Below are 25,496 nucleotides of genomic sequence, written 5' to 3' on the forward strand. Positions count from 1 at the left end.
CCGGCAATGCCTTTCCCGGCCGGTACCCCGCCGAGCCGGCACCCCGGTTCAGCCGGCGCCCGGTTCAGCCGGCGCAGCCGGCCGGGGCGCGGCGCGGGGCGGTGACCACGGCGACCGCGTGCGCCTGGCCGACGCCGACGCGCAGCGACAGCCAGCCGCACGACCAGGGCACCATCGCCGGCGCCGGCTCCGACGGATCCACGGTGCCGGGCCGTGGCTCCGCCGGGCGCAGCCGCGCGTCGAGCCACCCGCCGGTGGCGGGCGCGATGTCGGCGGTCAGGGTGACGAGCACGCACTGCCGCACGAAGTCGAGCGCCTGTGCCGTCAGCGGGGCGAGGCCGGCGGCGTCGGCGGCGCACTCGACGGTGCGCAGGAGCTGGTCGGGGCCGGACGTGAGCGTCGCCCGGCCGGTGGCGGTGAGGGTCAGCTGCCGGCCGCCGGCGCCGGCCGGCTTGCCGCTGACCGGTTCCCGGATCGGCACCGTGCCCTCCAGGAGCCCCTCGCGGACCTGCCGGGCGTAGCCGGGGCGCAGCGGCTCGGGGAGCCGGCCGGTCCAGTCGGCGGCGGTGAGGCCGGCGATCGGTGCGAGCCCCTGGTCGTCGTCGGCGCACAGGCCGGCCCGGTCCGTGCGGCACTGCTCCCCGCTGGGTCTGGGCCGTGGCGGCGCCGGCGACATCGGGACCCCCGACTTGTCCGGCTCGCCGGCGCCGAGGTAGCTGTGCGCCGCGACGTGCACCGCGACACACACCATCGCCACGACCGCGACCACCACCGCGGCCACCGGCGCCCACCACGACCGCCGCGCAGCTGCGTCCATGCTCCTTCGACGCCGCCGCCCGCCCGGCGGGTGCCACCGCGCACCGGCACGGTTCGGTAACGGTCGGCGTCGGCGTCGGCGGGAAAAGGGAGCATCGCCACGATCGATGGAAATGGGGCGACAGGGACCGGGGTGGATCGGGCAGCATGGGGTCGTGGATGTACGGGGACCCGCGCGTTTTCTGTTGTGGCTCGGCTGGCAGGTCAGGGGGAAGGTCGCGCTCGGCGCGATGTTCGGGTCGCTGTGGTTCCTGAGCATGGCGTCCACCCCGCTGCTGATCTCGCAGGCGATCGACCGGGGGCTGCAGTCGCGCCGCCCCGGCGTGCTGGCCGCCTGGGCGGCGGCGGTGCTCGTGGTCGGCGTGGCCAGTGCCGGGCTCGGCATCATGCGGCACCGGAGCATGACGAAGCTGCGGATGACCGCGGCGTTACGCTGCGCCGACCTCATCATGACCCACGCGACCCGGCTCGGTGCGGCCCTGCCGCGGCGGATCACGGCCGGCGAGGTGGTCACGATCGGCATCTCCGACGTGTGGACGATCGGCCGGGCGATGAACGTCGGCGGTGTCGGGGTCGCCTCGGCCCTCGCGTACACGGCCGTCACGGTCCTGCTGGCGCGCACCTCCGGGACCCTGGCGGTGGTCGTGGCCGCGGGGCTGCCGGTGCTGATGGTGGTCGTCGGGCCGCTGCTGCACCGCACCCAGCGGGCCGGGCTGCGCTACCGGGACCGGCAGGGCGAGCTGAACACCCGCCTCGTCGACATCCTCGGCGGGTTGAAGATCCTCAACGGGCTCGGCGGCAAGGACACCTACCTCGGCCGGTACCAGCAGGAGTCCGCGACGCTGCGGGACCAGGGCTACCGGGTGGGCGGGCCGTCGAGCTGGATCGGCGCCGTCGGCCACGGGCTGCCCGTGGTGTTCCTCGGCGTGGTCGTGTGGCTGGCCGCACGGCTGGCCGCGGCCGGCGAGCTGACGGTCGGCGAGCTCGTGGCGGTGTACGGCTACACCGCCATGCTCGTCATCCCCGTCGACGTCATGATCTTCTGCTCGTTCGACATCGTGCGGGGGCTGGTCGCGGCCCGGCGGGTGGTGGACTTCCTGCGGCTGCCCGTCGACGACCCGTCCGGCGGCGCCGCGCCCGCCACGCCCGCCGCGCTGCACGACCCCGGATCCGGCGTCGTCGCCGAACCGGGCCGGTTCACCGCGCTCGCCGGGGCCAGACCGCAGGACGCCGTCGCCGTGCTCGACCGTCTCGGCCGGTACGGGCCGACCGACGCCACCTGGGGCGGGCTGCCCCTGGCCGACGTCGCGCAGGCCGAGGTGCGGGCCCGGATCCTGGTCGCCGCGCACGACGCCGACCTGTTCGCCGGGCCGCTGCGGGAGGTGGTCGCCGGACCGGACGAGCCCGACGACGACCGGGTCGGCCGGGCGGTGCGCATCGCCGTCGCCCACGACGTCGGCGCCGACCTGGGCCGCCCGGTCGAGTGGGGCGGGCGCAACCTGTCCGGCGGGCAGCGGCAGCGGGTGCGGCTGGCCCGGGCGGTGCACGCCGACCCGGAGATGCTGCTGCTCGCCGAGCCGACGTCGGCGGTCGACGCGCACACCGAGGCGGCGATCGCCGAGCGGCTGTCGGCCGCGCGGGCCGGGCGCGGCACCGTCGTGGCGACCACGTCGCCGGTGCTGCTGGACCGGGCCGACGTCGTGCACTACCTGGTCGACGGGAGGGTCGCCGCGTCCGGCACGCACCGCGCCCTGCTCGCCGCCGAACCCGGCTACCGCGCGCTGGTCACCCGCGCGTACGGCGACGAGGAGCAGCCGTGAGCGGGCCGGAGCGCAGCGGAGGGCCGCGAACCATGGGCGCAGTGTTGGCTCACGGTGGCGCCGGAGCGCAGCGGAGGTGACGGCGTGAGCGGGCCGGAGCGCAGCGGAGGAGCCGCGAACCATGGGCGCAGTGTTGGCTCACGGTGGCGCCGGAGCGCACCGTACCGTCGCCGCCGTCGTGGCCCTCAACTCGCTCGCCGCGCTGGCCGGGCTCGGCGCCCCGTGGTTGCTCGGACGCATCATCGACACGGTCTCCCACGGCGGCGACGGGATCGACCGGCTGGCGCTGGGCGTGCTCGGCTGCGCCGTGGCGCAGCTGCTGCTGACCCGTTCCGCCCTGGCCATCGGGTACCGCTTCGGCGAGCGCACCGCGTTCCGCGTCCGCGAGCAGTTCGTGGGCCGCGCCCTCGGGCTGCCCGCGGCCGTCGTGGAGCGGGTCCCCGCCGGTGACCTCGCGGCCCGCGGCACGACCGACATCGACGCGGTCGCGAACACGCTGCGCGACATCCTGCCGAGCATGGCCGTCGGCGCGGTGCAGATCGTGTTCATCGTCTCCGCGGTGGTGGTGCTGCACCCGGTCCTCGGCGTGCTCGGCCTCGCCGGGCTGTCCGGGATCTGGTTCGTGACCAGGTGGTACCTGCGCCGGGCCCGGGCGGCGTACCTGGCGGAGGGCGCGGCCAACTCGGTGCTCGCCGACGACCTCGCCGCCACCACCAGCGGCGCCCGCACGATCGAGGCGTTCGCGCTGCGGGAGCGCCGCCTGGCCGCGGGTCACGCGGCGATCGCCGAGACCCGCCGCACCAGGCTGGGCACGCTCGCGCTGCGGTCGGTGTACTTCCCGTCGGTGGAGACGTCGTACGCGGTGCCGGGCGTGCTGGTGCTGCTGGTCGGCGGCCTGCTGTACATCGACGGCCGGGTCAGCCTCGGCACCGTCGTGGCCGCCGTGCTCTACCTGCGGCAGCTGGTCGGCCCGCTGGACGGCATCCTCATCTGGATCGAGCAGCTGCAGAGCAGCCTCGCGTCGTTCGCGCGGGTCGAGGGGCTGGCCGCGATCCCGGCCGCGCCGCCGGTGGTGACCGAGCCGCCGCGGCACGAGCGGATCGAGCTGGCGGGGGTCCGGTACGCGTACGACGAGGGCCGCGATGTGCTGCACGGCGTCGACCTGACGATCCGCCCCGGCGAGCGGCTGGCGATCGTGGGCCTGTCCGGTGCCGGCAAGTCGACGCTCGGCATGCTGATCGCGGGCGTGGACCGGCCGACCGCGGGCTCGGTCACCGTCGGCGGGGTGCCGATCGCCGACCTGCCGCCGGACGAGCTGCGCCGCCAGGTCGTGCTCGTCACCCAGGAGCACCACGTGTTCCGCGAGTCGCTGCGCGACAACCTCATCGTCGACGCGCCCGACGATGTGCTGCGCGCGGCGCTGAAGACCGTCGGCGCGGACTGGGCCGACGACCTGGACCGCGACCTCGCCCGCCACCCGCTCGACGGCGCGCAGGCGCAGCAGGTCGCGCTCGCCCGGGTGGTGCTCGCCGACCCGCACACGGTGATCCTCGACGAGGCGACGGCGCTGCTGGACCCGACGGCGGCGCGGACCGCGGAGCGGGCCCTGGCGGCGGTGCTGGACGAGCGGACCGTGATCGCGATCGCGCACCGGTTGCAGACCGCGCACGACGCGGACCGGGTCGCGGTCATGGAGGACGGCCGCATCATCGAGCTGGGCACCCACGACGACCTCGTCGCCGCCGGCGGCCCGTACGCCGCGCTGTGGCGGTCCTGGCACGGTGGTGCCTGACCGCCACCGGGCGGGCGGGGTCAGCTGCTGCGGACCGGCATCTTCCACGGCTCCTGGGGCAGCGGGCTGCCGGTCTCCAGCAGGGACTTGAGGTTGGCCAGCACGGCGGGCCAGCCGAGGGAGATCGCCTCCAGGTCCTCCTGGGTGGCGAGGCGCTCGTGGGTGACGGTGAGCCGCACGATGTCCTGGTCGGACTCGACGGTGAAGGTGACCGTGGCCTCGCCGCCGAACGTGAAGACGAGCCGGTGCGGCGGGTCGACCTCGAGGACCGTGCCGGTCTCGTCGGCGATGCCGGACCCGTCGGTGCGGCGGTGCTCCCAGGTCGAGCCGACCTGCCAGTCCGAGACGTTGGCGTGGCCCCAGTAGGCGGCGGTGAGGTCGGCGTCGGTCAGGGCGTGCCACACCTGCTCGGCGGTGGCCTTGATGTAGGTGACGTACACGTAGGTCGGGATGTCGGTGGGGGCGTCGGTCGTCATGGCGTGTCCTTCCGCGGCGTGTCTGACGGCGTCCAAGATCCGCAACCTGGGCTCCTCGTACGCCGCGATCCAGCGGCGTTGCAGGTCGTGGATGGGCACCGGGTTGAGGTAGTGCAGCCGCTCCCGTCCGCGGCGCACGACGGTGACGAGGTTGGCGTCCTGCAGCACCTGCAGGTGCTGGGTGGCCGACTGGCGGGCCATCGCGAGCCCGGCGCACAGCATGCCCAGGGTCTGCCCGTCCTGCCGGCGGAGGCTGTCGAGCATGCCGCGGCGGGTCGGGTCGGCAAGGGCCTTGAAGACCAGGTCCACCACCGCATTATGCAGGTTTTTACCTGCATAATGTCAAGTGCGGCGCAGGCGGTATGCGGTATGAAGGAGGTATGACATACGGACGGGTACTCGTGATCGGACTCGATCCGGCGAAGATCCCGGGCTGGGACCCCGCACCGGTGGTCGCCGCGATCGAGCGCGGCCAGGCCCGCTTCGCCGAGCACGGCATCGAGGCCGACCTGTGCCTGCTCGCCCCCGACGAGGACACCGACGCGGCGATGATCAAGGCGCTCACCGCGGCCGACTACGCCTGCGTGGTCGTCGGTGGCGGCATCCGCAAGCACGAGCCGCTGCTGGAGCTCTTCGAGCAGGCCGTCAACCTGGTCCGCCGGCACGCGCCGCACGCCGAGATCGCGTTCAACAGCACCCCGGAGGACACCGCCGACGCCGCCCTGCGCCGCCTGCGGTGAACGGCGCGCAGCTCACCGGCCGGCCGGCCACCCGGCACCGGGGGGGTCACAGGGCGTACAGCAGCCGCCCCGTCAGCGGGTCCTGGCCGTAGCGCAGGCACAGCTGCGCCAGCACGTCCTCGTGCGTCACCGCCACGTTCACCACCGTGTCGTTGCCGGCGTAGTAGATGACGACCGTGCCGTCGTCCTCGCGGACCAGGCCGCAGGAGAAGACCACGTTCGGCACGTGCACGTAGTCGGTGTCCGGCACCCGGCAGTCGGCGCGCGACGGGAACAGGATCGGGATGCTGGACATCCGCACCACGCCCGGGTCGTCCAGGTCGTGCAGGGCGACGCCGAGCACGTACGGGTTTCCGTCCATCGTCGTGCGCACGCCGTGGAACACGTTGAGCCAGCCGTGCGGGGTGCGCACCGGCGGCGCGCCCGGCCCGATCTTGTCGGAGAACGCGCTCGGCCCGGCGCCCGTGCGCATCACCGGCTCGTCGGCCACCTTCCACGGCCCGGTCCGGTAGTCGTCCGCGTAGCCGATCCTGATCTGCGTGTACGCGCCGCCGACGTCGCCCGGGCCGACGTCGTTGGGCCGGAACAGCCCGACGTACCGCCCACCGACGCGCTCCGGGAACACGACCACGTTGCGCATGTCCCGGTCGAGCATCGGCCCGTACCGGGTGAACGTGGTGAGGTCGTCGGTGAGCGCGAGCGACACCCGGACCCGGTTGCGGATCCCGCCGTGGTACGCGCTGTAGGTGACCGCGAACGTGCCCTCGACCGGGTTGATCCGGGCGTCCTCGACACCGCCGGACTCGGCCTCGACGACGAGCCGCCGGTCGACGCCGTCGACGCACAGGTCCACCTCGGTCGCCGGGGACAGCACCGGCCGCGGGTGCACCGACCAGTCCGTGACGCCGTCGGCGCTGGTGGCCAGGCCGAGCACGCTGACACCGCAGCGCAGGTGCGAGCGGAACAGCAGCGCCGTGCGGCCCGCGAGCCGTGCGACTCCGGCGTTGTGCACCGTGACCACCTGCAGGTGCGGCTCCCGCCAGACCGCGTTGACCTCCCGGGCGGTGAGCACCGGGTTCGCCGGATGCCGCAGCACCGGCCGGTCGAGCGAGACGGTGCCGGTCATAGCGTCGCCGAAGCGGACGTCGCGCGTCGTCACAGCGCTCACGGTCGCACGGGCTCGGCGCCTCCCGGCTCACTCCGTCGGGGCGATCAGCCTGGCCCGCAGCGCCGCCAGCCGGTCCGGCGGCAGGCCGTGCGCCAGCAGGTACCCCGCCGCGCCGCCCCACCGCTCGTCGACCAGGTCGAGCACCGCCTGGATCGCCTCCGGCGCACACTCCCCCGGCGACTGCCGGGCCGGGTCCGTGAGGGCGCGGGCTACAGCTCGACGGCGCGGTTGTCGCCGACCGGCGGCTGCTTGCCGGCGACGGCCGCGGCCAGGTACCGGATGAGCGTGACGGCGCGGCCGTTCGGCGCATCCCAGTACTCGGCGGACTCGGCGTGCACCCGGATCAGCGTCAGGCCCGGCGTGTCCAGCCCGTCGGGGAACCAGCCCTTGAGGAACGGGTTCCACAGCTGCTCGGCCTTGGCCCGGTCGTGCACCACGTCGGCCGCCCCGGCCACCGACACCCAGGCGTTGCCCTTCGTGGTCAGCGAGACGTGACCTGCGGGTGGGTGCGGATCTGCGCGACCTTGGCGCTGTCGTCGTAGGCGAAGAACCACAGGTCACCGTCGAACTCGACCTCCTGCAGCGCCATGGGGCGGCTGACGTGCCGGCCGTCGCCGGTCATCGTGGTGAGCATGCCGATGCGGGCGTCCCGCAGCAGCTCGGTGACCTTGGCGCGGGGGTCCTGCTGGTCGTCGGTCATACCGTGATCGATGCCCGGCCCGCCCCGCGGCAAACGTCACTTCTGGTAGCCGTAGTTGTCGCAGGTGCGGCGTTGCTGGACGCAGTTCCTGGTGCGCTTGTTCATGGTGGCGACGTCCCACATGACGAAGGCGTCGCCGTGCATGGAGGAGGCGCTGCGCAGCTCCTTGCCCGAGGAGAGGTAGTAGCCGTCGGTGGTGCCCTTGGCGCCGTACTGGATGTCGAAGGTGATCGCCGGAATCTTCACCGGGTGGCTGGCGGGGCAGGCGTTGCCGGAGCCGTAGGCGACGTGGTCCTTGTGGTTGGGGCTGTCCAGGTGCTTGCCGTCCCAGCAGTCGGGGAACTGCAGCATGAAGTGCAAGGTCGCGGTGCCGCCGCAGATGGGCCAGTTGCCGTTGCTGCTGCGGGCGATGCCGTCGAGGTCGCCGGGGCCGTAGAAGGCGCAGTAGAACTGGCCGGACGCGCCGCGCGGGGTCGGCTGCTGCTTCTTGGCGTCGCCGGAGATCATGCGCAGGCCGTTGGGCATGGGCATCTGGCCGGCGGAGGTGTTCATCAGCGAGCGGTAGTAGACGCGGAAGCCGGTGGTCTCGACCGGCGTGCCGGTCGCGGCGTCGTACAGCGTCGGTACCCAGTAGGCGGAGTGGTCCTGCACCGGCTTGCAGGTGGTGGCGGTGAACTTCATCAGGTCGGCGGGGGTGGTGCCGGCGGCGGTCGCCTTGTTGCCCACGAACGAGTGCATGTGCGAGGCGCCGGGCAGGCCGGGGAAGACGATCGGGTCGTCGGCGCGGGAGTGGCTGTACTGGCAGTCGGCGCGGAACTCCGGCAGGTTGCCGACGCCGGCCGGCACGGGGTCGGCGGCGAGGCTCCTGTACGCGTCGGCCTGCGCCTTCCATGCGGCGTCGACGGGGATCCAGCCGCCGACGGCGGCCGCCCTCGGCACGCCGTCACCGGCGGCCGGCGCCGGCGCGGAGGACGAGGCGGCCGCGGAGGCCGGTGCGGAGGCCGGCCCCGAGGCGCCGGGCACGCCGGCCGTGGCCGCCGCGCCGCCGCCGACCGGGGCCGCGTCGGCGACGCCGGTCCTGGCCGGTCCCGGGTCGGCGCCCGCGCCGGACAGGTAGACGACCAGGGCCGCGACGACGACCACGGCTGCCGCTCCACCGGCCAGCACCCCACGCTTGCGGATCGACACCGTCAGCTCTCCCCAGACACGACACGCTCGGTCACGGCCGCGCGCCATGGTAGGCAGCCACCCGGCGCGCCTGGAAGGCTTTTCATGCGATCTTAAAAAAGGTCGATGTTCATGGCGCCGGGCGCCGGGTATGACACAGGCGTTCGAAGAAGGAGGGTGAGCACCGTGACCGACCGTAATCCGGAGAAGGACCCCGAGGACTGGGTGACCGGCGACGAGCCGATGACCGGGCCGCAGGAGTCGTACCTCGGCACCCTGGCCCGGGAGGCGGGCCGCGACGTCCCGGACGAGCTGACCAAGGCCGAGGCCTCGCAGCTCATCGACGAGCTGCAGCAGCAGTCGGGGCGCGGCGCCTGACGGTCGCGGTCACCCGAGGTCTTCGGTCACCCGGGACCCGCGGTCATCCGAGGTCGTAGCCGGCGCCCGCGCGGGCGTCCCACCGGATCCGGCAACGGCCGGCGGGGGCGCCCGCGCCGGCCGTCACCGCCACGGGCGCACCGCCGGTGGTGTGCACCTTGCCCGGCGGGGCCGGCAGCTCCACCAGCAGCGGCCCGTCCGTGCCGGCGGTGATCCGGGCCGTGTCGAGCTGCCCGCCGGACCAGGTCACGTCGGCGCGGTGCCCGCCGCGGCAGCGCACGCCCCGGACGCGACCGGTGTCCCACGCCGCCGGCAGCGCCGGCAGCAGGCTGACCGCACCGGCGTGGCTCTGCACGAGCAGCTCGGTGATGCCGGCCGGCGCGCCGAGATTGCCGTCGATCTGGAAGATCCAGCCGCCGGGCCGCCCCGCGTCGGGGTGCAGCGTGAGCATCGACGCCGAGCACAGCCCGCCGGTGAGCGCGGCGAGGGACTCGGCGGCCAGACCGGGGTCGCGCAGCCGGGCGGCGAGGCACAGCACCCAGGTGCGGCTCCAGGCGGTGTGGCCGGTGCCGTGCGCGAGGCGGGCCCGCAGCGCGGCCCGGGCGGCGGCGTGGTCGGCCGGCGTGCCGGTCTCCGTGATGCGGGTGCCGGGGTACAGGCCGTACAGGTGCGACAGGTGCCGGTGGCCGGGCTCGTGCGGCGGGTGGTCGTCGTGCCACTCCAGCAGGGCGCCGTCCGGTCCGGTCGGCACGGGGCGCAGCGCGGCGAGCGCGGCGGTGGCCTCGCGGCGCAGCGCGGGGTCGGGGGCGCGGTCCAGCAGGACCAGCAGCCGGGTCAGCACCTCGCGGGCCAGCTCCTGGTCCAGGGCGCTGCCCCAGGAGACGGCGGCGTGGCCCGTGCCGCCGTAGCGGAAGTCGTGCTCCGGGGATGTGGACGGGCTCACCACGAGGGCGCCGCCGGCGTCGGGGACGAGCATGTCCAGCACGAAGCGGGTCGCGGCGCGCAGCACCGGCAGCGCCACGTCGTCGGCGAACCCCGCCCGGGCGCCGCCGTGGTCGAGGTGGTCCCAGACGTGCGCGGCGAGCCACGGCAGCGCCGAGGGCCAGTTCGCCCACTGCGGCTCGCCGGGCACGGGCGCGGTGAAGCGCCACAGGTCGGTGTTGTGGTGGGCGGCGGCGCCGCGGGCGGCGTAGTGGCGCGCCGCGGTCGCGGTCCCGGCGGCGGCCAGGTCGGCGGTCAGGGTGAGCAGCGGCTCGTGCAGGTCGGCCAGGCCGGTGCTCTCCGCGGCCCAGTAGTTCATCTGGGCGTTGATGTTCGTGGTCCAGTTGCACGACCAGCCGGGGCGCACGTCGGCGTTCCAGATGCCCTGCAGGTTCGCCGGTTGCGTGCCGGGCCGGGACGCGGCGATGAGCAGGTACCGGCCGAGGTGGAACAGCAGCTCCGCACGGTCGTCGGTGGGCAGGTGCAGGTCGGCGCGGTCGAAGTACTGCCGGTGGTCGGCGACGTGCCGTTGCCGCAGCACCCGGGTGGGGCGGGCCAGGGCGCGGGCGACCCGGGCGAGCGCCTCCCCGGCGATGGCGGCCAGGTCGGCGCTGGGCGGGTGCCGGTGGCCGCGGAACCCGGTGGCGACGGCCACGACGAGCCGGGTCTCGTCCGGTGTCTGCCGCACGGCGGCGGCGACGGCGAAGCCCATGCCGGCCGGCACCGCGGCACCGGTGTCGGTGGCGTACACGACGGCCGGCTCCCGGTCGACGTAGTCGGGCAGCACGTGCGCCGGGGCGCGGCCGGTCCACAGCAGGCACGGCCCGGCGCCGGCGTCGACGACCCCGGCGGTGACCGGGTGCGGGCTGTGCAGCCTGGGCGGGGCGGTCGAGGCCAGGCTGCCGGGTCCGGTCGCCGAGACGACGAGGACGTCGTCGGGGGCCGAGACGAACGCGGTGAGCCGGACCGGCCCGCACGCGCTGTCGTAGCCGGTCACGGCGACGGCGTCGGCGAGGTCGAGGTGCCGGCGGTAGCCGGCGACGCCGTCCGGGTCGGCGTAGCGCCACTCGAGGTGGCCGATCGGCTGGAACGACTGGGTCCAGGCGTCGCCCTGCAGCTGCCGGGCGAGGGCGTCGGCGGCGGCGTGGTCACCGGCGGCGACCGCGGCCCGCAGCGCCGGCAGCAGCCGGGCCGGCACCGCGTCGTCCTGACCGGCGCCGTCCCGGGGCGGATCGGGCAGCGGGCCGCCGGACCAGAGGGTGTCGGCGTTGAGGTCGATGCGTTCGGCGCCCGGCCGGCCGTGCAGCATGGCGCCGAGGCGGCCGTTGCCGATCGGGAACCCGTCGGGGAAGTCCGCGGCGGGTGCGGTGCGCTCAATGCGGTGCCGGGTCATGGTGTCCTTCCCGCCGGATCTCGACCCGGCCGGTGTCGTGGTGCAGCAGGAACACCAGGTCGCCACGGCGGACCGCCTCGACGTCCGGCGGCAGGTCCGGCAGCACCGGCGCGACGCCGGCCTCGGCGCAGACCCGCCGCAGCAGCCGGTGCATGGCGTCGGGCGACGGCTGGGTGGCGACGTACCAGGCGGTGCCGGCGTGGTACGGGTTGCGCAGCACCATGGGCCGGCCGGCGAGGGGCCCGCCGCGCACGGTGGCCACGACGTCGGCGCCCCGCGACTCGCCCCATTCGGCCCACGTGGTGGCGGTGAAGTCGCCCAGCGCCGCCGATGCGACGTCGAGCCGAGCGCCGTCCGGCAGCGGCCAGTGCTCCTCGATCCGCACGCCGAGCAGGTCCTGCCACGGTCCGGGCCAGCCGCCGGTGTAGACGCGCTCGTCCGGGTCGGCGACCCCGGTGAACGGGCCGACGACCACGGTGCCGCCGGCCGCGACGTACCCGGTCACGGTGGCCGCGGCGGCCGCGCTCACCTGGTACAGGTTGGGCACCAGCACCAGGCGGTAGCGGTCCAGCGCACCGGCGGCCGGGGCGAAGTCGCAGGTGACGTTGTCCCGCCACAGCGGTGTGTAGTACTCCAGGAGCCGCTCGACGTAGCGGAAGCCGGCGTGCGGCTGGTGGTCGAGCTCGGCGGCGCGCCACGCGTCCCAGTCCAGCACGATCGCCACGTCGGCGGGCACGGTCGTGCCGACGACACCGGACAGGCCGGCGAGCTCCCGGCCCAGCGCGCGGATCTCGCGGAAGACGCGGGAGTCGGGGCCCGCGTGCGGGACCATCGCGCCGTGCGCGCGTTCGGCGCCCTGCCGGGAGGCGCGCCACTGGAAGTGCAGGACGCCGTCGGCGCCGCGGGCGACGGCCTGCATGGACCACAGCCGGTTCAGCCCGGGCCGTTTCGGGGTGGCGACGGGCCGCCAGCTGGCGGCCCCGGGTGACTGCTCGGCGAGCAGCCAGGGCCGGCCGCCGCCGAGGGAGCGCATGATGTCCTTGGACATGGCGGCGCGCGGCGCGGCGCCGGGGTCGTTCGGGTCCGGGTAGGTGTCGAGGGAGACGAGGTCCTCGGCGGCGGCCCACCGCCAGCCGTCGGTGTGCCGGTAGGTGTCCATGAAGTTCGTGGTGACCGGCACGGTCGGGTTGTGCGCGCGGACCGTGTCGCGTTCAGCGGCGAAGCACTCCAGCAGCATGTCGTCGCAGAAGCGCTGGTAGTCCAGGTCCTGGGCCGGGTTGATGACGTACTGGACGCGCCGCGGCGGCAGCACCTGCGCCCAGTCGTCGTAGCGTTGCGACCACACGGCGGTGCCCCACGCGGTGTTGAGCCCGTCGAGGTCGCCGTGGCGACGCCGCAGCCAGTCGCGGAACCGTGCGGCGCAGTGGTCGCAGTGGCAGGTGGTGCCGTACTCGTTGCCGATGTGCCACAGCCGCAGCGCCGGGTGGTGGGCGTAGCGGGCCGCGACGGCGTCGCTGATCCTCAGGGCGGCCGCCCGGTACGCGGGGGCGCAGGGGCAGTACTGGTTGCGGGAGCCGTACAGGCGCCGGATCCCGTCGGGTCCCTGCGGCAGCGTGTCGGGGTGGTGGTGACCGAGCCACGGCGGCGGCGACGCGGTGGGGGTGGCCAGGGCGACGTCGACACCGCCGTCGTGCAGCAGGTCCAGCACGGTGTCGAGCCAGTCGAAGGTGAAGCGGTCCGGTGCCGGCTGCAGCTGCGCCCAGGCGAAGACGCCGACGGTGACGAGGTTGACGCCGGCGTCGCGCATGAGGGCGACGTCCTCGCGCCACACGTGCGGCGGCCACTGCTCCGGGTTGTAGTCGCCGCCGTACAGCAGCCGCCCGCGCGTGACGTCGTGCAGTCCGGGCACCGGCTCAGCCCTTGATCGCGCCGATGAGCATGCCCTTGGTGAAGTGCCGCTGCACGAACGGGTAGGCCACCACGATCGGGATGAGGGTGAGGGTGACGACCGCCATCTGCAGCGACAGCTGCGCGATCTGCTGGTGCCCGGCGTACTGTCCCGTCCCGGTGGTGCCGGTGCCGGGCATCGAGCTGCCCTGCAGCGTGTACGTGTACAGGATCATCTGCAGCGGCCATTTGCCGTTGTCCGGCAGGTACAGCAGGGCGTTGAAGAACGAGTTCCAGTAGCCGACGGCGTAGAACAGGGTGATGACCGCGGTCACCGCCCGCGACGTGGGCAGCACCACCGACCACAGGATGCGCCACTCCCCCGCGCCGTCCATCCGGGCGGCGTCGATGAGCTCCGGGGCGGTGCTGCTGAAGAAGCCGCGCATCACCAGGACGTTGAACACCGACACGGCGCTGGGCAGGATCATCGTCCAGTACTCGCCGTAGCCGCCGAGGGCGGTGACGACGAGGAACGACGGGATCAGCCCGCCGCTGAAGAACATGGTGACGACGAGGAACAGCAGGATGCCCCGGTGGCCGAACGTGCCGTGCCGGGACAGCCCGTAGGCGCACAGCACGGTGACCACCATCGACAGTGCCGTGCCGACGACGGTGATGACGAGGCTGACCAGCAGCGAGTGGGTGACGAGCTGGTTGGTGAAGATCTGCCGGTACGCCTCGACCGTCAGCTCCGTCGGCACGGTGACCAGGCCGCCGGCCCGGTTGATGGCGGCCTGGGTGGAGAAGCTGGTGAGCACGATGGAGTACAGCGGCACCAGGATCACCGCCACCACGATGAACAGCGTGATGCCCTTGCCGGCCCGTCCGGCGGCGGTGGGCGGCTCTTCCCACACAGGGCCGCTGTGCCGCGGTCGCGGTCTGGTCTCGACGGTCATTTGCGGTACAGTCCGTCCTCGCCGAAGGCGTGTGCGAGCTTGTTGGCGGCCAGCACCAGCAGCAGCGACAGCACGCCCTTGAACAGGCCGGCGGCGGCACCGTAGCTGAAGTTGTTGTTGACGACGCCGTAGTAGTAGGCGAAGGTGTCGAGCACCTCGGAGGCGTCCCGGCCGACCGCCTGCCGCTGGATGAGCATCTGTTCGAAGCCGACGGTGAGCGCGTTGCCCAGCCGCAGCACGAGCATGAGGACGATGACGCCGCGCATGCCGGGCAGGGTGACGTGCCACAGCCGGCGCCACCGGCCGGCACCGTCGGCGGCGGCCGCCTCGTAGAGGCTCTGGTCGACGGCGGCGAGCGCGGCGAGGAACACGATGATGCCCCAGCCGGCTTCCTTCCACACCGCCTGGGCGGTGACGAGGTACTTGAAGGCGTCCGGGTTGGTCATGATGTCCCAGGTGGCCCAGCCGTGCCGGCGCAGGATCGTGTTGAGCGCGCCGGCGCCGCCGAGCATCTCCTGGAACACCGTGACGACGAGGACCCAGGAGAAGAAGTGCGGCAGGTACACCACCGACTGCACGAACGAGCGGACGCGGCCGTTGGCGACCTCGTTGAGGACCAGCGCCAGCGCGATCGGCACGGGGAAGTAGAGGATCAGCTGGACGGCGCTGATGACGAGGGTGTTGGTCAGCGCGTGCCAGAAGATCGGGTCCTGCAGCAGGCGCTCGAGGTTGTCGAGGCCGGTGAAGGGGCTGTACCAGAAGCCGGAGTAGATGTCGTAGCTCTGGAACGCGGTGACGAGCCCGAGCATCGGCGCGTAGGCGAACACGGCGAGCAGCGCGACCGCGGGCAGCGTCATGAGCAGCAGCGACCGGTCCCGGCGCAGCCGGATCCGCCAGCGCGGCACCGTGCGGGCCGGGGGCGTGGCCGGCCGCGTCTCCGCGGCCGGCTTGAGCAGTGTCACCGGGTCCCCGCGCTCACTTGCCGGTGCCGAACTTGTCGCGGATGCCGTCGTAGAACTTGCGCAGGTCGTCGCCGCCCTGCCGGCGCCAGGTGTCGACGGCCGAGGTCCACTCGGAGATCGGCTTCCGGCCGAGCTTGACGTCGGTCATCATGTCGATCATCGGCTGGCCGAGCGCGGCGAACTGGGCGGGCTCGCTCACGTTCATGCCGTAGAACAGCGGCTTCACCGCGTACTTGACCATGTCGGCCTGCCAGGCGGCGGCGTCCTTGGTCACCTGCACGGCGCCGGACTGCACGGTGCTGGCGGAGGCGGGGCAGGCCAGGAACTGGTAGGTGGTGGCGATCTCCTTGCTGCCCTGCTCGGTCAGCAGCGGGTTGCCGTCCTTCATGGTGTAGTGGGTGCCGGCCGTGCCGAAGTTGACGGTCAGCCACTCCGCGGAGCCGTAGGGCGCGGCGAGGTAGTTGGCGATCGCGAGCAGTTCCTTGATCTGGCCGTCGTTGAGCTTCTTGTTCAGGTAGCTGTACATCGACGCGCCGTTGCCCAGCTGCACGGTGGGCTTGCCGCCGGTGGCGCTGAACAGCTTGAACGCCTGCCGCTGGTAGCCGGGGGTGGCGGCCGTGCCGGACTTGGCGTCGTCGCCGTTCCAGGCGCCGGTGCCGTCGGCGCACACGGCGACCTTGCCGCTCCAGAACCGCTGCTTGGCGTTCTGGCTGTTGTCGGCGACGGCGTCGGGGTGCAGGTAGCCGGCCTTGACCATCTTGGCGTGCCAGTTGAGGGCCTCGACGATGCCCTCGGTCTCGTACCGGTGCACGAGCTTGCCGGCCGAGTCGGTCGTCCACGGGTAGCCGGTGCCGGGGAAGCCGAAGATCTGGTAGATGTACGCGGCGTCCTTGCCGAACAGGTCGTCGAAGGCCCACTGGCCGGCGGCGGCGTTGGTGAGCGCCTTGCCGATCGTCTCCAGGTCCGCGACGCTCTTGACGTCGGCCGAGACGCCGGCCTTGTCCAGCAGGTCCTTGCGGTAGTAGTACATGCCGGCGATGACGGCGTTGGAGGAGTAGATGGGCAGGCCGTAGAGCTTGCCGTTCCACACCCCGGCCACCCAGGCGTTGGTGGACAGGGCGGCGAGGTTCGGGTACTGCTTGATCTTGTCGCCGGCGAGGTACGGGGTGAGGTCGGCGAACTTGGTGCGGACCGCCTCGCCGAAGTTCAGCTTGGTGGTGTTCCAGCTGGGGATGTTCATCCAGTCGGGCAGCTTGTCGGCGGCGAACAGCGGCGGCAGCAGGTCGCCGTAGGTGTTGCCGTCGGCGGGCTGCAGCTTCAGCGTCGCGCCGAGCTGCTTGTTGACCGCGTCGTAGTACGCGTTGCCGTTCGACGGCGGGATGGCACCCCACAGCGGGGTCATGGTGACGTACGTGCCGCCGTGGCCGACCTGGCCGTTCACGGTGCGGACCGGGCTGGCCGGGTAGGCCAGGAAGGCCGGGTCGGTGGCGGCGCCGTTGGCCCCGGCGATGACGGGGATGTCGGGCTTGACCAGGTCGCTGGGCGCGTACGCGGGCAGCGCCTTGGACAGGTCGCCCTCGCTGGTCGTGCCCGAGTTCTTCTCCTTCGGGCTGCCGCAGGCGTCCAGCAGCGGCACCGCGGCGATAACGGCGATGGAGGTGAGCAGGCCGCGCCGGCTCAGGCCGGCGCCCGCGTCCGGCGCCGGGGTCGCTCCGCTTTGCATGGTGGTTCCACCCTTCGGGTGATCGAGGTGCACGATGCGGTGCGCGAAGTATCGAAGCGCTTCGACTGCGCTTCGACTGCCAGACCGTAGGGCATCGATGCGTGACCCACAAGGACATCGACGGCCGCCGCCGCCGGACCGCGCGGACCGTGCCGCCGGGCGTGAAAGTTTCGCTCCGCTTGACACGTCAGGGCCTGGTACCGATCATCGAAGCGCTTCGACAGCGCTCGTGTCGGGGCTTGTCCGGCAGAGTGGGGAGTCATGACCGACCGCGTCGCGGACCTGCTGCGGCAGCTCACCACCGCCGAGAAGATCGCCCTGCTGCACCAGCGGCAGCCGGCGATCCCCCGGCTCGGCCTGGCCGAGTTCCACACCGGCTGCGAGGTGCTGCACGGCGCCGCCTGGCTGGGCCGGGCGACCGTGTTCCCGCAGGCCGTCGGGCTCGGCGCGAGCTGGGACCGGGCGCTGCTGCACGACGTCGGCGAGGCCGCCGCGACCGAGGTCCGGGCGCTGCACCACGACCCGCCGGCGGACGGCCGCGCCTCGCTGAACGTGTGGGCGCCGGTGGTCAACCCGCTGCGCGACCCGCGGTGGGGGCGCAACGAGGAGGGCTACAGCGAGGACCCGTTCGCGACCGCGCAGCTGGCCGTGGCGTACTGCACCGGGCTGCGCGGCCCGCACCCCACGGTGTGGCGGACCGCGCCGGTGCTCAAGCACTTCCTCGCCTACAACGTGGAGACCGACCGGGACGTCGCCGACGTCGCCGTGCCGGAGCGGGTCGTGCACGAGTACGAGCTGCCCGGCTTCCTGGAGCCGCTGCGCGCCGGGGTCGCGGCCGGGGTGATGCCCGCCTACAACCTCGTCAACGGCGTGCCCAACCACGTGCACCCACTGCTCGCCACGGTGCTGCGGGCGGCGGCGCCCGACCTGGTGGTGTGCTCCGACGCGCAGGCGCCGTCGAACCTGGTGGAGACCGAGCGGTACTTCGCCTCGCACGCCGAGTCGCACGCCGCGGCGCTGCACGCCGGGGTCGACAGCTACACCGACAACGGCCCCGACCCCGGGCCGACGATCGCCCGCTTCACCGAGGCCCTGGAGCGGGGGCTCGTCACGGAGGCCGACATCGACGCCGCCGTCGGGCGGATCCTGCGCATGCGGGCCAGCACCGGCGAGTTCGAGCCCGCGCGGGACCCGTACCGCGGCATCCGGCGCGACGTGATCGCCTGCGAGGCGCACGCCCGGCTCGCCGCCCGCGCGGCCGCCGCCGGGGTGGTGCTGCTGCGCAACTCCCCCGGCGCGCTGCCGTGGGCCGCGCCCGGTGACGTCGCGGTCATCGGGCACCTGGGCGACCGGGTGCTCACCGACTGGTACAGCGGCACCCTGCCGTACGCGGTGACGATCGCCGGCGCGCTGCGGTCCCGGTGCGCCGCGACCCCGTCGTCGAACGTGTCCTTTGCGGATGGTCTGGACCGGGTGCGGCTGGCGACGCCGGACGGGCGGCGGGTCGACGGGGCGCTGCGGCTCACCGGCGGCCCGGGCGCGGTCTTCGCCTGGCAGGACTGGGGCACCAGCGTGCAGTGCCCGGTGCCGGTGCACACGTTCCGGGAGACCGCCGCGGACCGGTACGTCACCGTCGAGGACTCCGGCGCGCTGGCCGCCACCGCGGTCACCCCGGACGGGTGGGTGGTGCGCGAGCTGTGGGAGCTGCACCCGGCCGGCGGCGAGCAGGTGCTGCTGTGGTCCAACGCGCTGGGGCGGTACGTGACCGAGGGCCCGGACGGCCGGCTGACCACCGGCGAGGCGTCCGGCGCGCTGCGTTTCGTCCTGGAGCCGGTCTCCTCGGGGGTGGCCGAGGCGGAGGCGGCCGCCCGGGCCGCGGCGCGGGTCGTGGTGGTGCTCGGCAACGACCCGCACATCAACGGGCGGGAGACCGTCGACCGGGCGTCGCTGGCGCTGCCGCCGCAGCAGGAGGCGCTGCTGCGCGCGGTGGTCGCGGCGAACCCGGCGGCGGTGCTGGTGCTGGTGTCCAGCTACCCGTACGCGGTCGGCTGGGCGCAGCGGCACGTGCCGGCGATCCTGTGGACGTCGCACGCCGGCCAGGAGCTCGGCACGGCCGTGGCCGACGTGCTGCTGGGCGCGGCCAACCCGGGCGGCCGGCTGCCGCAGACCTGGTACGGCGCCGGCACCGTGCTGCCCGCGCCGACCGACCACGACGTCATCGGCTCGGGCTGGACGTACCAGTACCACCGCGGCGAGGTGCTGTACCCGTTCGGCCACGGGCTGTCGTACACCACGTTCGCCTACGGGCCGCTGGTGGTGGACCCCTCGGGGCGCTCGGCGACGGTGACCGTCACGAACACCGGCGACCGCGCCGGCGACGAGGTGGTGCAGCTGTACGTCAGCCCGCGCTGCTGGCCGGTGCCCGCCCCGCAGCGGCGGCTGGCCGGCTTCGAACGGGTGCCCCTCGCCCCGGGCGAGACCCGGCGGGTGCGCTTCGACGTCCCCGGCACCGCCCTGGCGTACTGGTCGGCGCGGGACGGGCGCTTCGTCACGCCGGCGGGCGAGTACGAGTTCCACGCCGGACCCGACGCCAGGTGCACCGTCACCGTGGGTGGTTGAGTCACGGGCCGGACAGGTCGAGGCCCCAGCCGTCGTCCGGCGCGGGGTCCTCGGCCCTGGGCTCGGCCTGCTTCGCCTCCAGCGCGGCGATGACCTCGTGGGCGACGTCCTTCGCGGGACGCATCGCGTCGACGGTGACGAGGATGCCGCGCCGCCGGTACCAGGCGACGATCGGGTGGGTCACCTCGTAGTACAGGCGCAGCCGGTGCCGGATGACGTCCTCGGTGTCGTCCGAGCGGTGCTCGACGAGGGCCCGGGCCTGCAGGCGCCGCAGCAGCTCGTCGTCGGAGGCGGTGAGGTGCAGGGCGACGTCGGCGGTCATGCCGAGCTCCCGGGCGATCAGGTACGTGGCCTTCGCCTGCGCCATGGTGCGGGGCACCCCGTCGAGCACGTAGCCGCCGCCGGCGGCCTTCGCGGCCGTGAGCGCGTCCCGGATCATCGCCATGATGACGGAGTCGGGCACCAGCTCGCCGCGGTCGAGGTGCTCCTTGACGGCGGCGCCGAGCTCGGTGCGGCGGGCCACGTGATCGCGCAGCAGCTCGCCGGAGGCGATGTGCGGGATGTTGAAGTGCGCCGAGATCACCGCCGCCTGGGTGCCCTTGCCCGCGCCGGGCGGGGCCACCATCAACACGCGCATGCTCGTCCTCCGCTCGCCGGGTCGGCACGCCACGATATCGCGGTGGCCGCGGCGCTCAGCCGGGGCCGGCGACGGAGTGGGTGCACGCCCAGCCCTCCGCGCGCAGCCTCGCCGACGACACGGGCACGACCGGGGTCCTGATCTCCGCGCGGTAGGTGAGGTCGGGCCGGCCCTGCCCGGCGCAGATCGCGCCGAACACCTCCCGGTTCGTGGGCGGCACGACCGCGTCCGGCACGGCGTTGTACACCCCGGTCAGCCCGGCCCGGACGACGAGGTCCAGGGCGGCGGCCGCGTCCCGGTAGTCGATCCGGTACAGCAGCGCGTCGGCGGCGAACGGGACGCTGCCGCCCAGCAGCTCGTGGGCCAGCCGCACGCGCGCCGGGTAGTCCAGGTCGCGCGGGTGGCCGTACACGTCGGGGATGCGCACCACCGCCCCACCGGGCGACGCGTCGAGCACGGCGCGTTCGGCGGCGATGAAGTTGCGCGGCGACGCGTCGTGGTCGCCGGTGAGCGGGCTGTCCTCGTCGATCAGCGCGCCGGTGCCGGCGCCGTAGACCGACACGGAGCTGGTGAACACCACCCGCGGGTGCACCCGCGCGGCGGTCGCCGCGGAGGCGGTGAGCGTGTCGGCGTACTCCTGGACCCGGTCGCGGGCGTCGAACGCGCGGCCCACGCGCGGGCTGACGGTGAGCACGACCGCGTCCGCGCCGCGGGCCGCCCGCCGGACCGCGCCCTCGTCGCTGCCGCGCAGCACGGCGACGTCGGCGCACACCCCGGCGACCTCGGCGACCCGGGCCGGCGAGGTGGTGGTGCCGACGACGTGGTGCCCGGCCGCCGACCAGCGGCGGGCCAGCTCCATGCCGACGTTGCCGCACCCGATGACGACGTACCGCACCGACCACCCCCAGCAAATGGAAACAGCGTATCCATCATCGGGAGTGCCGGCGCCCGCGGCAAGGGTCAGCGGCCGGCGGTCTTCACCCGGTACATGGCGGCGTCGGCGGCCGACAGGATCTCGTCGGCGCTGCCGCTGTCGCCGCACGCGGTGCAGCCGATGCTCACCCCGATCCGCGCCAGGCGGCCGCCGACCGTGTACGGTGCCTCGATCGACGCCCGCAGCCGCTCCGCGATGCGGTGCAGGTGTTCGGCCGAGCCGACCCGGGCGAGGAACACCACGAACTCGTCGCCGCCGAAGCGGGCGGCCATGTCGCCGGCGCGCAGCGAGCGGCGGATGCGTTCGGCGACGTAGACGAGCAGTTCGTCGCCGGCGGCGTGGCCGAGCCGGTCGTTGACCTGCTTGAAGCCGTCGAGGTCGAGGAACAGCACGGCGAAGCGCCGCTCGGTGCCGCGCACGGCGCGGTCCAGGTGCTCCACGAACGCGGCCCGGTTGGGCAGGCCGGTCAGGGTGTCGCACAGCGCCGCGCGGCGCAGCCGCTCCTCCTGCTCGCGCAGGTCGAGGCCGACGGTGAGCAGCGCGGCGCACTGGTTGACCAGCTCCCGGCCGTCCTCGACCTGGCACTCCACGACGCCGACGACGGCGAGCAGCCCGCGGTCGCTGGCGTCGACCTTCGCCGGCACCACGAACACCGTCTCCCCCGGGCCGGCCGCGGCGATGAGCTCCGCCGGCGGGAACGCGCTCACCCGCAAGGTGCCCGCGGGGATCGGCGGGCCCGGCTCCCGGCGCCAGCCGGGCTGCGCCGCCAGCCGCCCGCCGTCGCTCCACAGCCCGAGCGCGCCGGCGCTGGCCGGGGTGACCGCGAGCCAGCCCAGGTCGCGCGGGTCGGAGCGGCGGTGGTACAGCAGCGCCATGGACAGGTCGTAGTGCGCGCCGATCGTGGCGCGCAGCCGCCACCGGTCGGCGAAGCCGGCCACCTGCCGCACCCGCAGGACGCCCATGATGAGCTCCTGCACGCAGTCGTCGAGGCGGCGGGCGGTGCCGACGTCGCCGGCCGGGATCTGCTCGGTGTACTCCCGCACCGCGCGGGCCACGATCGGCGGCCCTTCCGGCCGGGCCTGCAGGCCGTGCAGGGCCAGCAGGGCCCCGGTGGCACCGGCGGGGTCCGGGGTGCGGCCGGCGGCCGCGGCCCCGACCGCCCCGACCACCGCGTCGACCGCCTCGGCCAGCACGGCGAGATGCTCGCCGGTGCGCACCGCGCCGGGCGGCAACAGCATCGACAGGCGTTCGGCGAGCCGCTGCGGGCCGGCGGCGGCGCCGGACGGCGGCAGGCACAGTGCCGCGTCGTCGCAGCCGCAGGAGGCCCGGGGGACGAAGACCGTCGGGATGCGCCGCTCGCCGGGCGGCACCGCGATCCCGGCGACGGCCCGCAGCAGCAGCTCGACCGCCCGGGCCGCCATCACCTCGAGGGGCTGGCGGACGCTGGCCAGGCCGGGGGTGAGATAGGCGGCGACCTCGGTGTCGTCGAAGCCGGTGAGGGCGAGGTCGCCGGGGCCGGTCAGCCCGGCGGCGGCCATCGCCCGCCGCAGGCCGATGGCGTTGCGGTCGGTGCCGGCCACGATCGCGGTGGCGGCCAGGTCCCGCAGGGCCTGCGGGGTGGCCCAGGCGACGCCGCTCTCGAGGTTGTCGGCGGCGGGCACGAACAGCGCCGGGTCGGGCTCGATGCCGTGGGCGCGCAGGGTCCCGGCGTAGGCGGCGTGCCGTTCGGCGACGTCGGAGGCGGCCACGTACCCGGTGAAGGCGATCCGGCGGTGCCCGTGGCCGAGCAGGTGCTCCACGGCGGCGCGGATGCCGGCACCGTTGTCGGCGACGACGGCCGGCGGCCCGCCGCCCGAGGCGGGACTCCCGGCGGCGTCCGCGGTGTGGCCGAGCAGGACGACCGGCTTGCCGGCGGCGCGCAGGCGGTCGACGTACGTGCCGGTGACCGCGTCGGCGAGGACCACGAACCCGGCGAGGTGCTCCCACGCGACGGGCGCGGTGAACCCGGGCGTACCGCCGTTGACCGCCATGGCGGCGGCGGCGTCGAGGGTCTGCACGGCGACGGTGCGGCTGCCGGCCGCGGAGGCGGCGGCGCTGATCCCGGCGAGGATCGTGCCGTAGTAGGCGCCGCCGACGAACGGCGACAGCACACCGATCACCGGTCCGTTGCCCATGCGCACCTCCGGTCTTGCCGTATCGGCACGAACCGCGGCCGGATTCGTGTTCCCCGCTGTCGCCGTCACCGTGTCCCGGGGTCGATTCGGGACCGGTTGCGGTACCGGTTGCGGCCGGCGCGCGAAACGACCGCCGACCAGCCCAGAGAGCGCTCTCTCCAACTCATCGGCGTGCGCGCCCCGGGACCGCCATGAACACTCTGACCAGTAAAAATACTCCGCATCTCGCCATGGACGGCGATTTTGTAACTCGTTAGAAACGTGAGAGCGCTCTCACTAAGAGCCCCGCCCGGTCACCTCGAATCGCACCTTTCCCGCCGCGGAGGTTTCCCGATGACCCCCACCGACACCCCCGGACGCACCGCACCGGGCCGCTCCCGGCGCCGCCGGGCGCTGCTCGCCACCGCCGCCGCGACCGTCCTGGCCGGCACCGCCGCGGTCACCGTCAACGCGTACGCCGCCATCCCCGCGACACCGTCGGGATGGTCGCCGCAGTGCAGCGACGACTTCACCGGGTCGGCGAACGCCCTGCCGTGGTCGAACAACTGGCTCCTCACCACCGGCACGCAGTACCCCAACGGCCCGGCCAACTTCGGCACCGGCGAGATCCAGAGTTACACCACCAGCACCCAGAACATCGGCCTCGACGGCTCGGGCAACCTGAAGATCACCCCGAGCACCGGTGGTCACCGTGGATGCGGCCCGCGGTGACCACCGGTTTCCACCGACATCCCAGCGGCGTCCGGCGTCATCCCAGCAGCGTCCGGCCGATCCAGCCGCCCGGCTCGCACCCCGGCGGGATCGCGAACACCGCCGACCCGATCGGCGTGACCCACTCGTTGAGCAGGTCCGCCTCGGCGAGATTGCGCTGGATCGGCAGGAACTGCCCGCCCACGTCACGCTGGTACGCGGCGAAGATCAGCCCGCAGTCGGCGGTGCCGTCCGCGCCCGGCGGCTCGTCGTAGTTGTACGGCCGGCGGAAGATGCGCTGCCGGTCACCGGTCACGTGGGCCCGCGCGACGTGCGAGCGCTCCGAGATGACCGGCAGCCCGAGCGCGTTCTTCGCGGCGAAGTCGGGCGGGTCCTGCTCCCGCCGGCCGGTCAGCGGGGCGCCGTCGGACAGCCGGCGGCCGACCGCGAACTCCTTGCCCGCGGTGTCCACCGCGTCCCACGCCTCCAGCTCCGCCCGGATCCGGCGCAGCACCAGGGTCGTGCCGCCGTGCAGCCACCCCGGCCCGGTGTCGGTCCACACCGCGCCGTCGAACACCGCACCGCCCGGCGCCGGGTTGCCGGTCCCGTCCAGCTGCCCGAGCACGTTGCGCTGCGTCACCCCGTCGTCCTGCATGCCCCTGGCCCGGCGGAACCCGCGCTGCACCCACCGTACGGTGGCGAACGGGCGGCTGTCCTTCACGAGCACCCGCTGCGCGTGCGCGACGGTCAGCGGGTCGTCGGCGCAGATCTGCAGCAGCAGGTCACCGCCGCACCAGCGTGGCTGCAGCCGGTCGATCGGGAACGCCGGCAGCTGCCGCAGCGTCTCCGGCCGCTGCCCGGCGAGGCCGGCGGCGTCGAACAGCCGCGGGCCGAACCCGAACGTGACGGTGAGCCGGGCCGGCACGTACGCCAGCTCCGGCTGCCCGTCGGCGAGCGGCGCCCGCCCCTGGGTGAGCCGGGCCGCGTCGCCGGACAGCACCAGCATGAGCCGGCGCAGCGCCGCCCGGTCCACGCCGGCGGCCAGGTCGAGCGCGACGAACGCGGCGTGCGCCTGCGCCGGCGTCGCGATCCCCGCCTGGTGCGGGCCGTGGAACGGCACCATCTGCCCGCCGAGGCCGTCCACGGTCGCCGGTGCCGCCGCGTCGGTACCGCCACCGCCGCCGCTCCTGGCCGCGGCCGCACCGGCGGCGACCGCGCCACCGACCGTCAATGCGCCACCGGCCAGCAGGACGCGCCGGCGCAGCGGGCCACGGGCTGCCTCGTGCACCCCTCAGCCCACCGTCGTCGGGCCGGCGCCGCCCGGGAAGGACCCGTCGCCGGCGGTGAGCGGTCCACGGTTGCGTAACGACATCAGCGATCCTTCACCCTCAACGCGCTGTTCTGACGGACACGTGCGACGGGTGGTCGCCGGCGGCTCGTCCGACCCCGGTGCTCCGCCGGCCGCAGGGCAGGGTCCAGGATT

The 25,496-nt window shown here is 74.3% G+C and carries 22 protein-coding genes; 6 read left to right on the top strand and 16 right to left on the bottom strand.

What is annotated here, in order from left to right:
- Positions 1-64: 64 nt before the first annotated feature.
- Complete coding sequence (locus tag OP18_RS19555) at positions 65-817, bottom strand: hypothetical protein (protein WP_156089630.1); 753 nt, start codon at positions 815-817, stop codon at positions 65-67.
- Between the two features lie 229 nt (positions 818-1,046).
- On the opposite strand from OP18_RS19555, the gene OP18_RS19560 reads away from it, so the two are divergent.
- Positions 1,047-2,636 (top strand): ABC transporter transmembrane domain-containing protein, encoded by a 1,590-nt coding sequence (locus OP18_RS19560; RefSeq protein ID WP_081970926.1) that lies wholly within the window; start codon positions 1,047-1,049, stop codon positions 2,634-2,636.
- Positions 2,637-2,757: 121 nt separating this feature from the next.
- Positions 2,758-4,428, top strand: coding sequence for an ABC transporter ATP-binding protein (locus OP18_RS19565; RefSeq protein ID WP_052386986.1), 1,671 nt, complete (start codon positions 2,758-2,760; stop codon positions 4,426-4,428).
- Between the two features lie 20 nt (positions 4,429-4,448).
- Here OP18_RS19565 and OP18_RS19570 read toward each other — a convergent pair whose 3' ends face one another.
- Positions 4,449-5,213 (bottom strand): ArsR/SmtB family transcription factor, encoded by a 765-nt coding sequence (locus OP18_RS19570; protein WP_033360491.1) that lies wholly within the window; start codon positions 5,211-5,213, stop codon positions 4,449-4,451.
- A 92-nt stretch (positions 5,214-5,305) separates the two neighbouring features.
- On the opposite strand from OP18_RS19570, the gene OP18_RS19575 reads away from it, so the two are divergent.
- Positions 5,306-5,644, top strand: a complete 339-nt coding sequence (locus OP18_RS19575) for a hypothetical protein (RefSeq protein WP_245635447.1) — start codon at positions 5,306-5,308, stop codon at positions 5,642-5,644.
- Between the two features lie 46 nt (positions 5,645-5,690).
- Here OP18_RS19575 and OP18_RS19580 read toward each other — a convergent pair whose 3' ends face one another.
- From OP18_RS19580 to OP18_RS19590, 5 genes are read right to left on the bottom strand one after another with little or no spacing between them, the layout of a single operon-like run.
- Positions 5,691-6,803: a glycoside hydrolase family 130 protein gene (locus OP18_RS19580; protein ID WP_156089631.1), complete on the bottom strand. Its 1,113-nt coding sequence runs from the start codon at positions 6,801-6,803 to the stop codon at positions 5,691-5,693.
- 36 nt (positions 6,804-6,839) lie between these two features.
- On the bottom strand, positions 6,840-7,127 hold the full coding sequence (locus OP18_RS61890; RefSeq protein WP_279327177.1) for a tyrosine-protein phosphatase: 288 nt from the start codon (positions 7,125-7,127) through the stop codon (positions 6,840-6,842).
- Positions 7,022-7,273, bottom strand: a complete 252-nt coding sequence (locus OP18_RS60670) for a pyridoxamine 5'-phosphate oxidase family protein (RefSeq protein ID WP_245635449.1) — start codon at positions 7,271-7,273, stop codon at positions 7,022-7,024. Before OP18_RS60670 ends, OP18_RS61890 begins: the two co-directional genes overlap by 106 nt.
- Before the next feature lie 20 nt (positions 7,274-7,293).
- The gene (locus OP18_RS60675; protein ID WP_245635450.1) at positions 7,294-7,512 is read right to left on the bottom strand and encodes a pyridoxamine 5'-phosphate oxidase family protein; all 219 of its coding nucleotides are present in this window, start codon (positions 7,510-7,512) and stop codon (positions 7,294-7,296) included.
- A 36-nt stretch (positions 7,513-7,548) separates the two neighbouring features.
- Positions 7,549-8,700 (bottom strand): DUF1996 domain-containing protein, encoded by a 1,152-nt coding sequence (locus OP18_RS19590; RefSeq protein WP_156089633.1) that lies wholly within the window; start codon positions 8,698-8,700, stop codon positions 7,549-7,551.
- Between the two features lie 165 nt (positions 8,701-8,865).
- On the opposite strand from OP18_RS19590, the gene OP18_RS19595 reads away from it, so the two are divergent.
- Positions 8,866-9,057: a DUF3072 domain-containing protein gene (locus OP18_RS19595; protein WP_033360493.1), complete on the top strand. Its 192-nt coding sequence runs from the start codon at positions 8,866-8,868 to the stop codon at positions 9,055-9,057.
- A 43-nt stretch (positions 9,058-9,100) separates the two neighbouring features.
- Here the strand turns inward: OP18_RS19595 and OP18_RS19600 are convergent, their stop codons facing one another.
- From OP18_RS19600 to OP18_RS19620, 5 genes are read right to left on the bottom strand one after another with little or no spacing between them, the layout of a single operon-like run.
- The gene (locus OP18_RS19600) at positions 9,101-11,431 is read right to left on the bottom strand and encodes a glycoside hydrolase family 95 protein (RefSeq protein WP_052386988.1); all 2,331 of its coding nucleotides are present in this window, start codon (positions 11,429-11,431) and stop codon (positions 9,101-9,103) included.
- On the bottom strand, positions 11,412-13,340 hold the full coding sequence (locus tag OP18_RS19605) for a beta-galactosidase (protein ID WP_033360406.1): 1,929 nt from the start codon (positions 13,338-13,340) through the stop codon (positions 11,412-11,414). Before OP18_RS19605 ends, OP18_RS19600 begins: the two co-directional genes overlap by 20 nt.
- A 4-nt stretch (positions 13,341-13,344) precedes the next feature.
- Positions 13,345-14,232, bottom strand: a complete 888-nt coding sequence (locus tag OP18_RS19610; protein WP_245635451.1) for a carbohydrate ABC transporter permease — start codon at positions 14,230-14,232, stop codon at positions 13,345-13,347.
- Between the two features lie 38 nt (positions 14,233-14,270).
- Positions 14,271-15,236, bottom strand: coding sequence for an ABC transporter permease (locus OP18_RS19615; RefSeq protein ID WP_052386989.1), 966 nt, complete (start codon positions 15,234-15,236; stop codon positions 14,271-14,273).
- 13 nt (positions 15,237-15,249) lie between these two features.
- A complete protein-coding gene (locus OP18_RS19620; RefSeq protein ID WP_052386990.1) occupies positions 15,250-16,959 on the bottom strand; it encodes a type 2 periplasmic-binding domain-containing protein in 1,710 nt (569 codons plus the stop codon).
- Between the two features lie 261 nt (positions 16,960-17,220).
- Between OP18_RS19620 and OP18_RS19625 the strand changes: the two genes are divergently transcribed.
- On the top strand, positions 17,221-19,578 hold the full coding sequence (locus OP18_RS19625; protein ID WP_052386991.1) for a glycoside hydrolase family 3 C-terminal domain-containing protein: 2,358 nt from the start codon (positions 17,221-17,223) through the stop codon (positions 19,576-19,578).
- Position 19,579: 1 nt separating this feature from the next.
- On the opposite strand, the gene OP18_RS19630 is transcribed toward OP18_RS19625, so the two are convergent.
- The 3 genes from OP18_RS19630 to OP18_RS19640 form a co-directional block, all read right to left on the bottom strand.
- A complete protein-coding gene (locus OP18_RS19630; RefSeq protein WP_052386992.1) occupies positions 19,580-20,215 on the bottom strand; it encodes an adenylate kinase in 636 nt (211 codons plus the stop codon).
- 55 nt (positions 20,216-20,270) lie between these two features.
- On the bottom strand, positions 20,271-21,110 hold the full coding sequence (locus OP18_RS19635) for an NAD(P)-binding domain-containing protein (RefSeq protein WP_033360408.1): 840 nt from the start codon (positions 21,108-21,110) through the stop codon (positions 20,271-20,273).
- Positions 21,111-21,175: 65 nt separating this feature from the next.
- On the bottom strand, positions 21,176-23,323 hold the full coding sequence (locus OP18_RS19640; RefSeq protein ID WP_033360409.1) for a substrate-binding and GGDEF domain-containing protein: 2,148 nt from the start codon (positions 23,321-23,323) through the stop codon (positions 21,176-21,178).
- A gap of 333 nt (positions 23,324-23,656) precedes the next feature.
- On the opposite strand from OP18_RS19640, the gene OP18_RS19645 reads away from it, so the two are divergent.
- Positions 23,657-24,034, top strand: coding sequence for a LamG domain-containing protein (locus tag OP18_RS19645; protein WP_033360410.1), 378 nt, complete (start codon positions 23,657-23,659; stop codon positions 24,032-24,034).
- 37 nt (positions 24,035-24,071) lie between these two features.
- On the opposite strand, the gene OP18_RS19650 is transcribed toward OP18_RS19645, so the two are convergent.
- A complete protein-coding gene (locus OP18_RS19650) occupies positions 24,072-25,277 on the bottom strand; it encodes a Dyp-type peroxidase (RefSeq protein WP_033360499.1) in 1,206 nt (401 codons plus the stop codon).
- Between the last annotated feature and the right edge of the window lie 219 nt (positions 25,278-25,496).

The sequence above is a fragment of the Dactylosporangium aurantiacum genome (assembly GCF_000716715.1).
Lineage (GTDB): Bacteria > Actinomycetota > Actinomycetes > Mycobacteriales > Micromonosporaceae > Dactylosporangium > Dactylosporangium aurantiacum.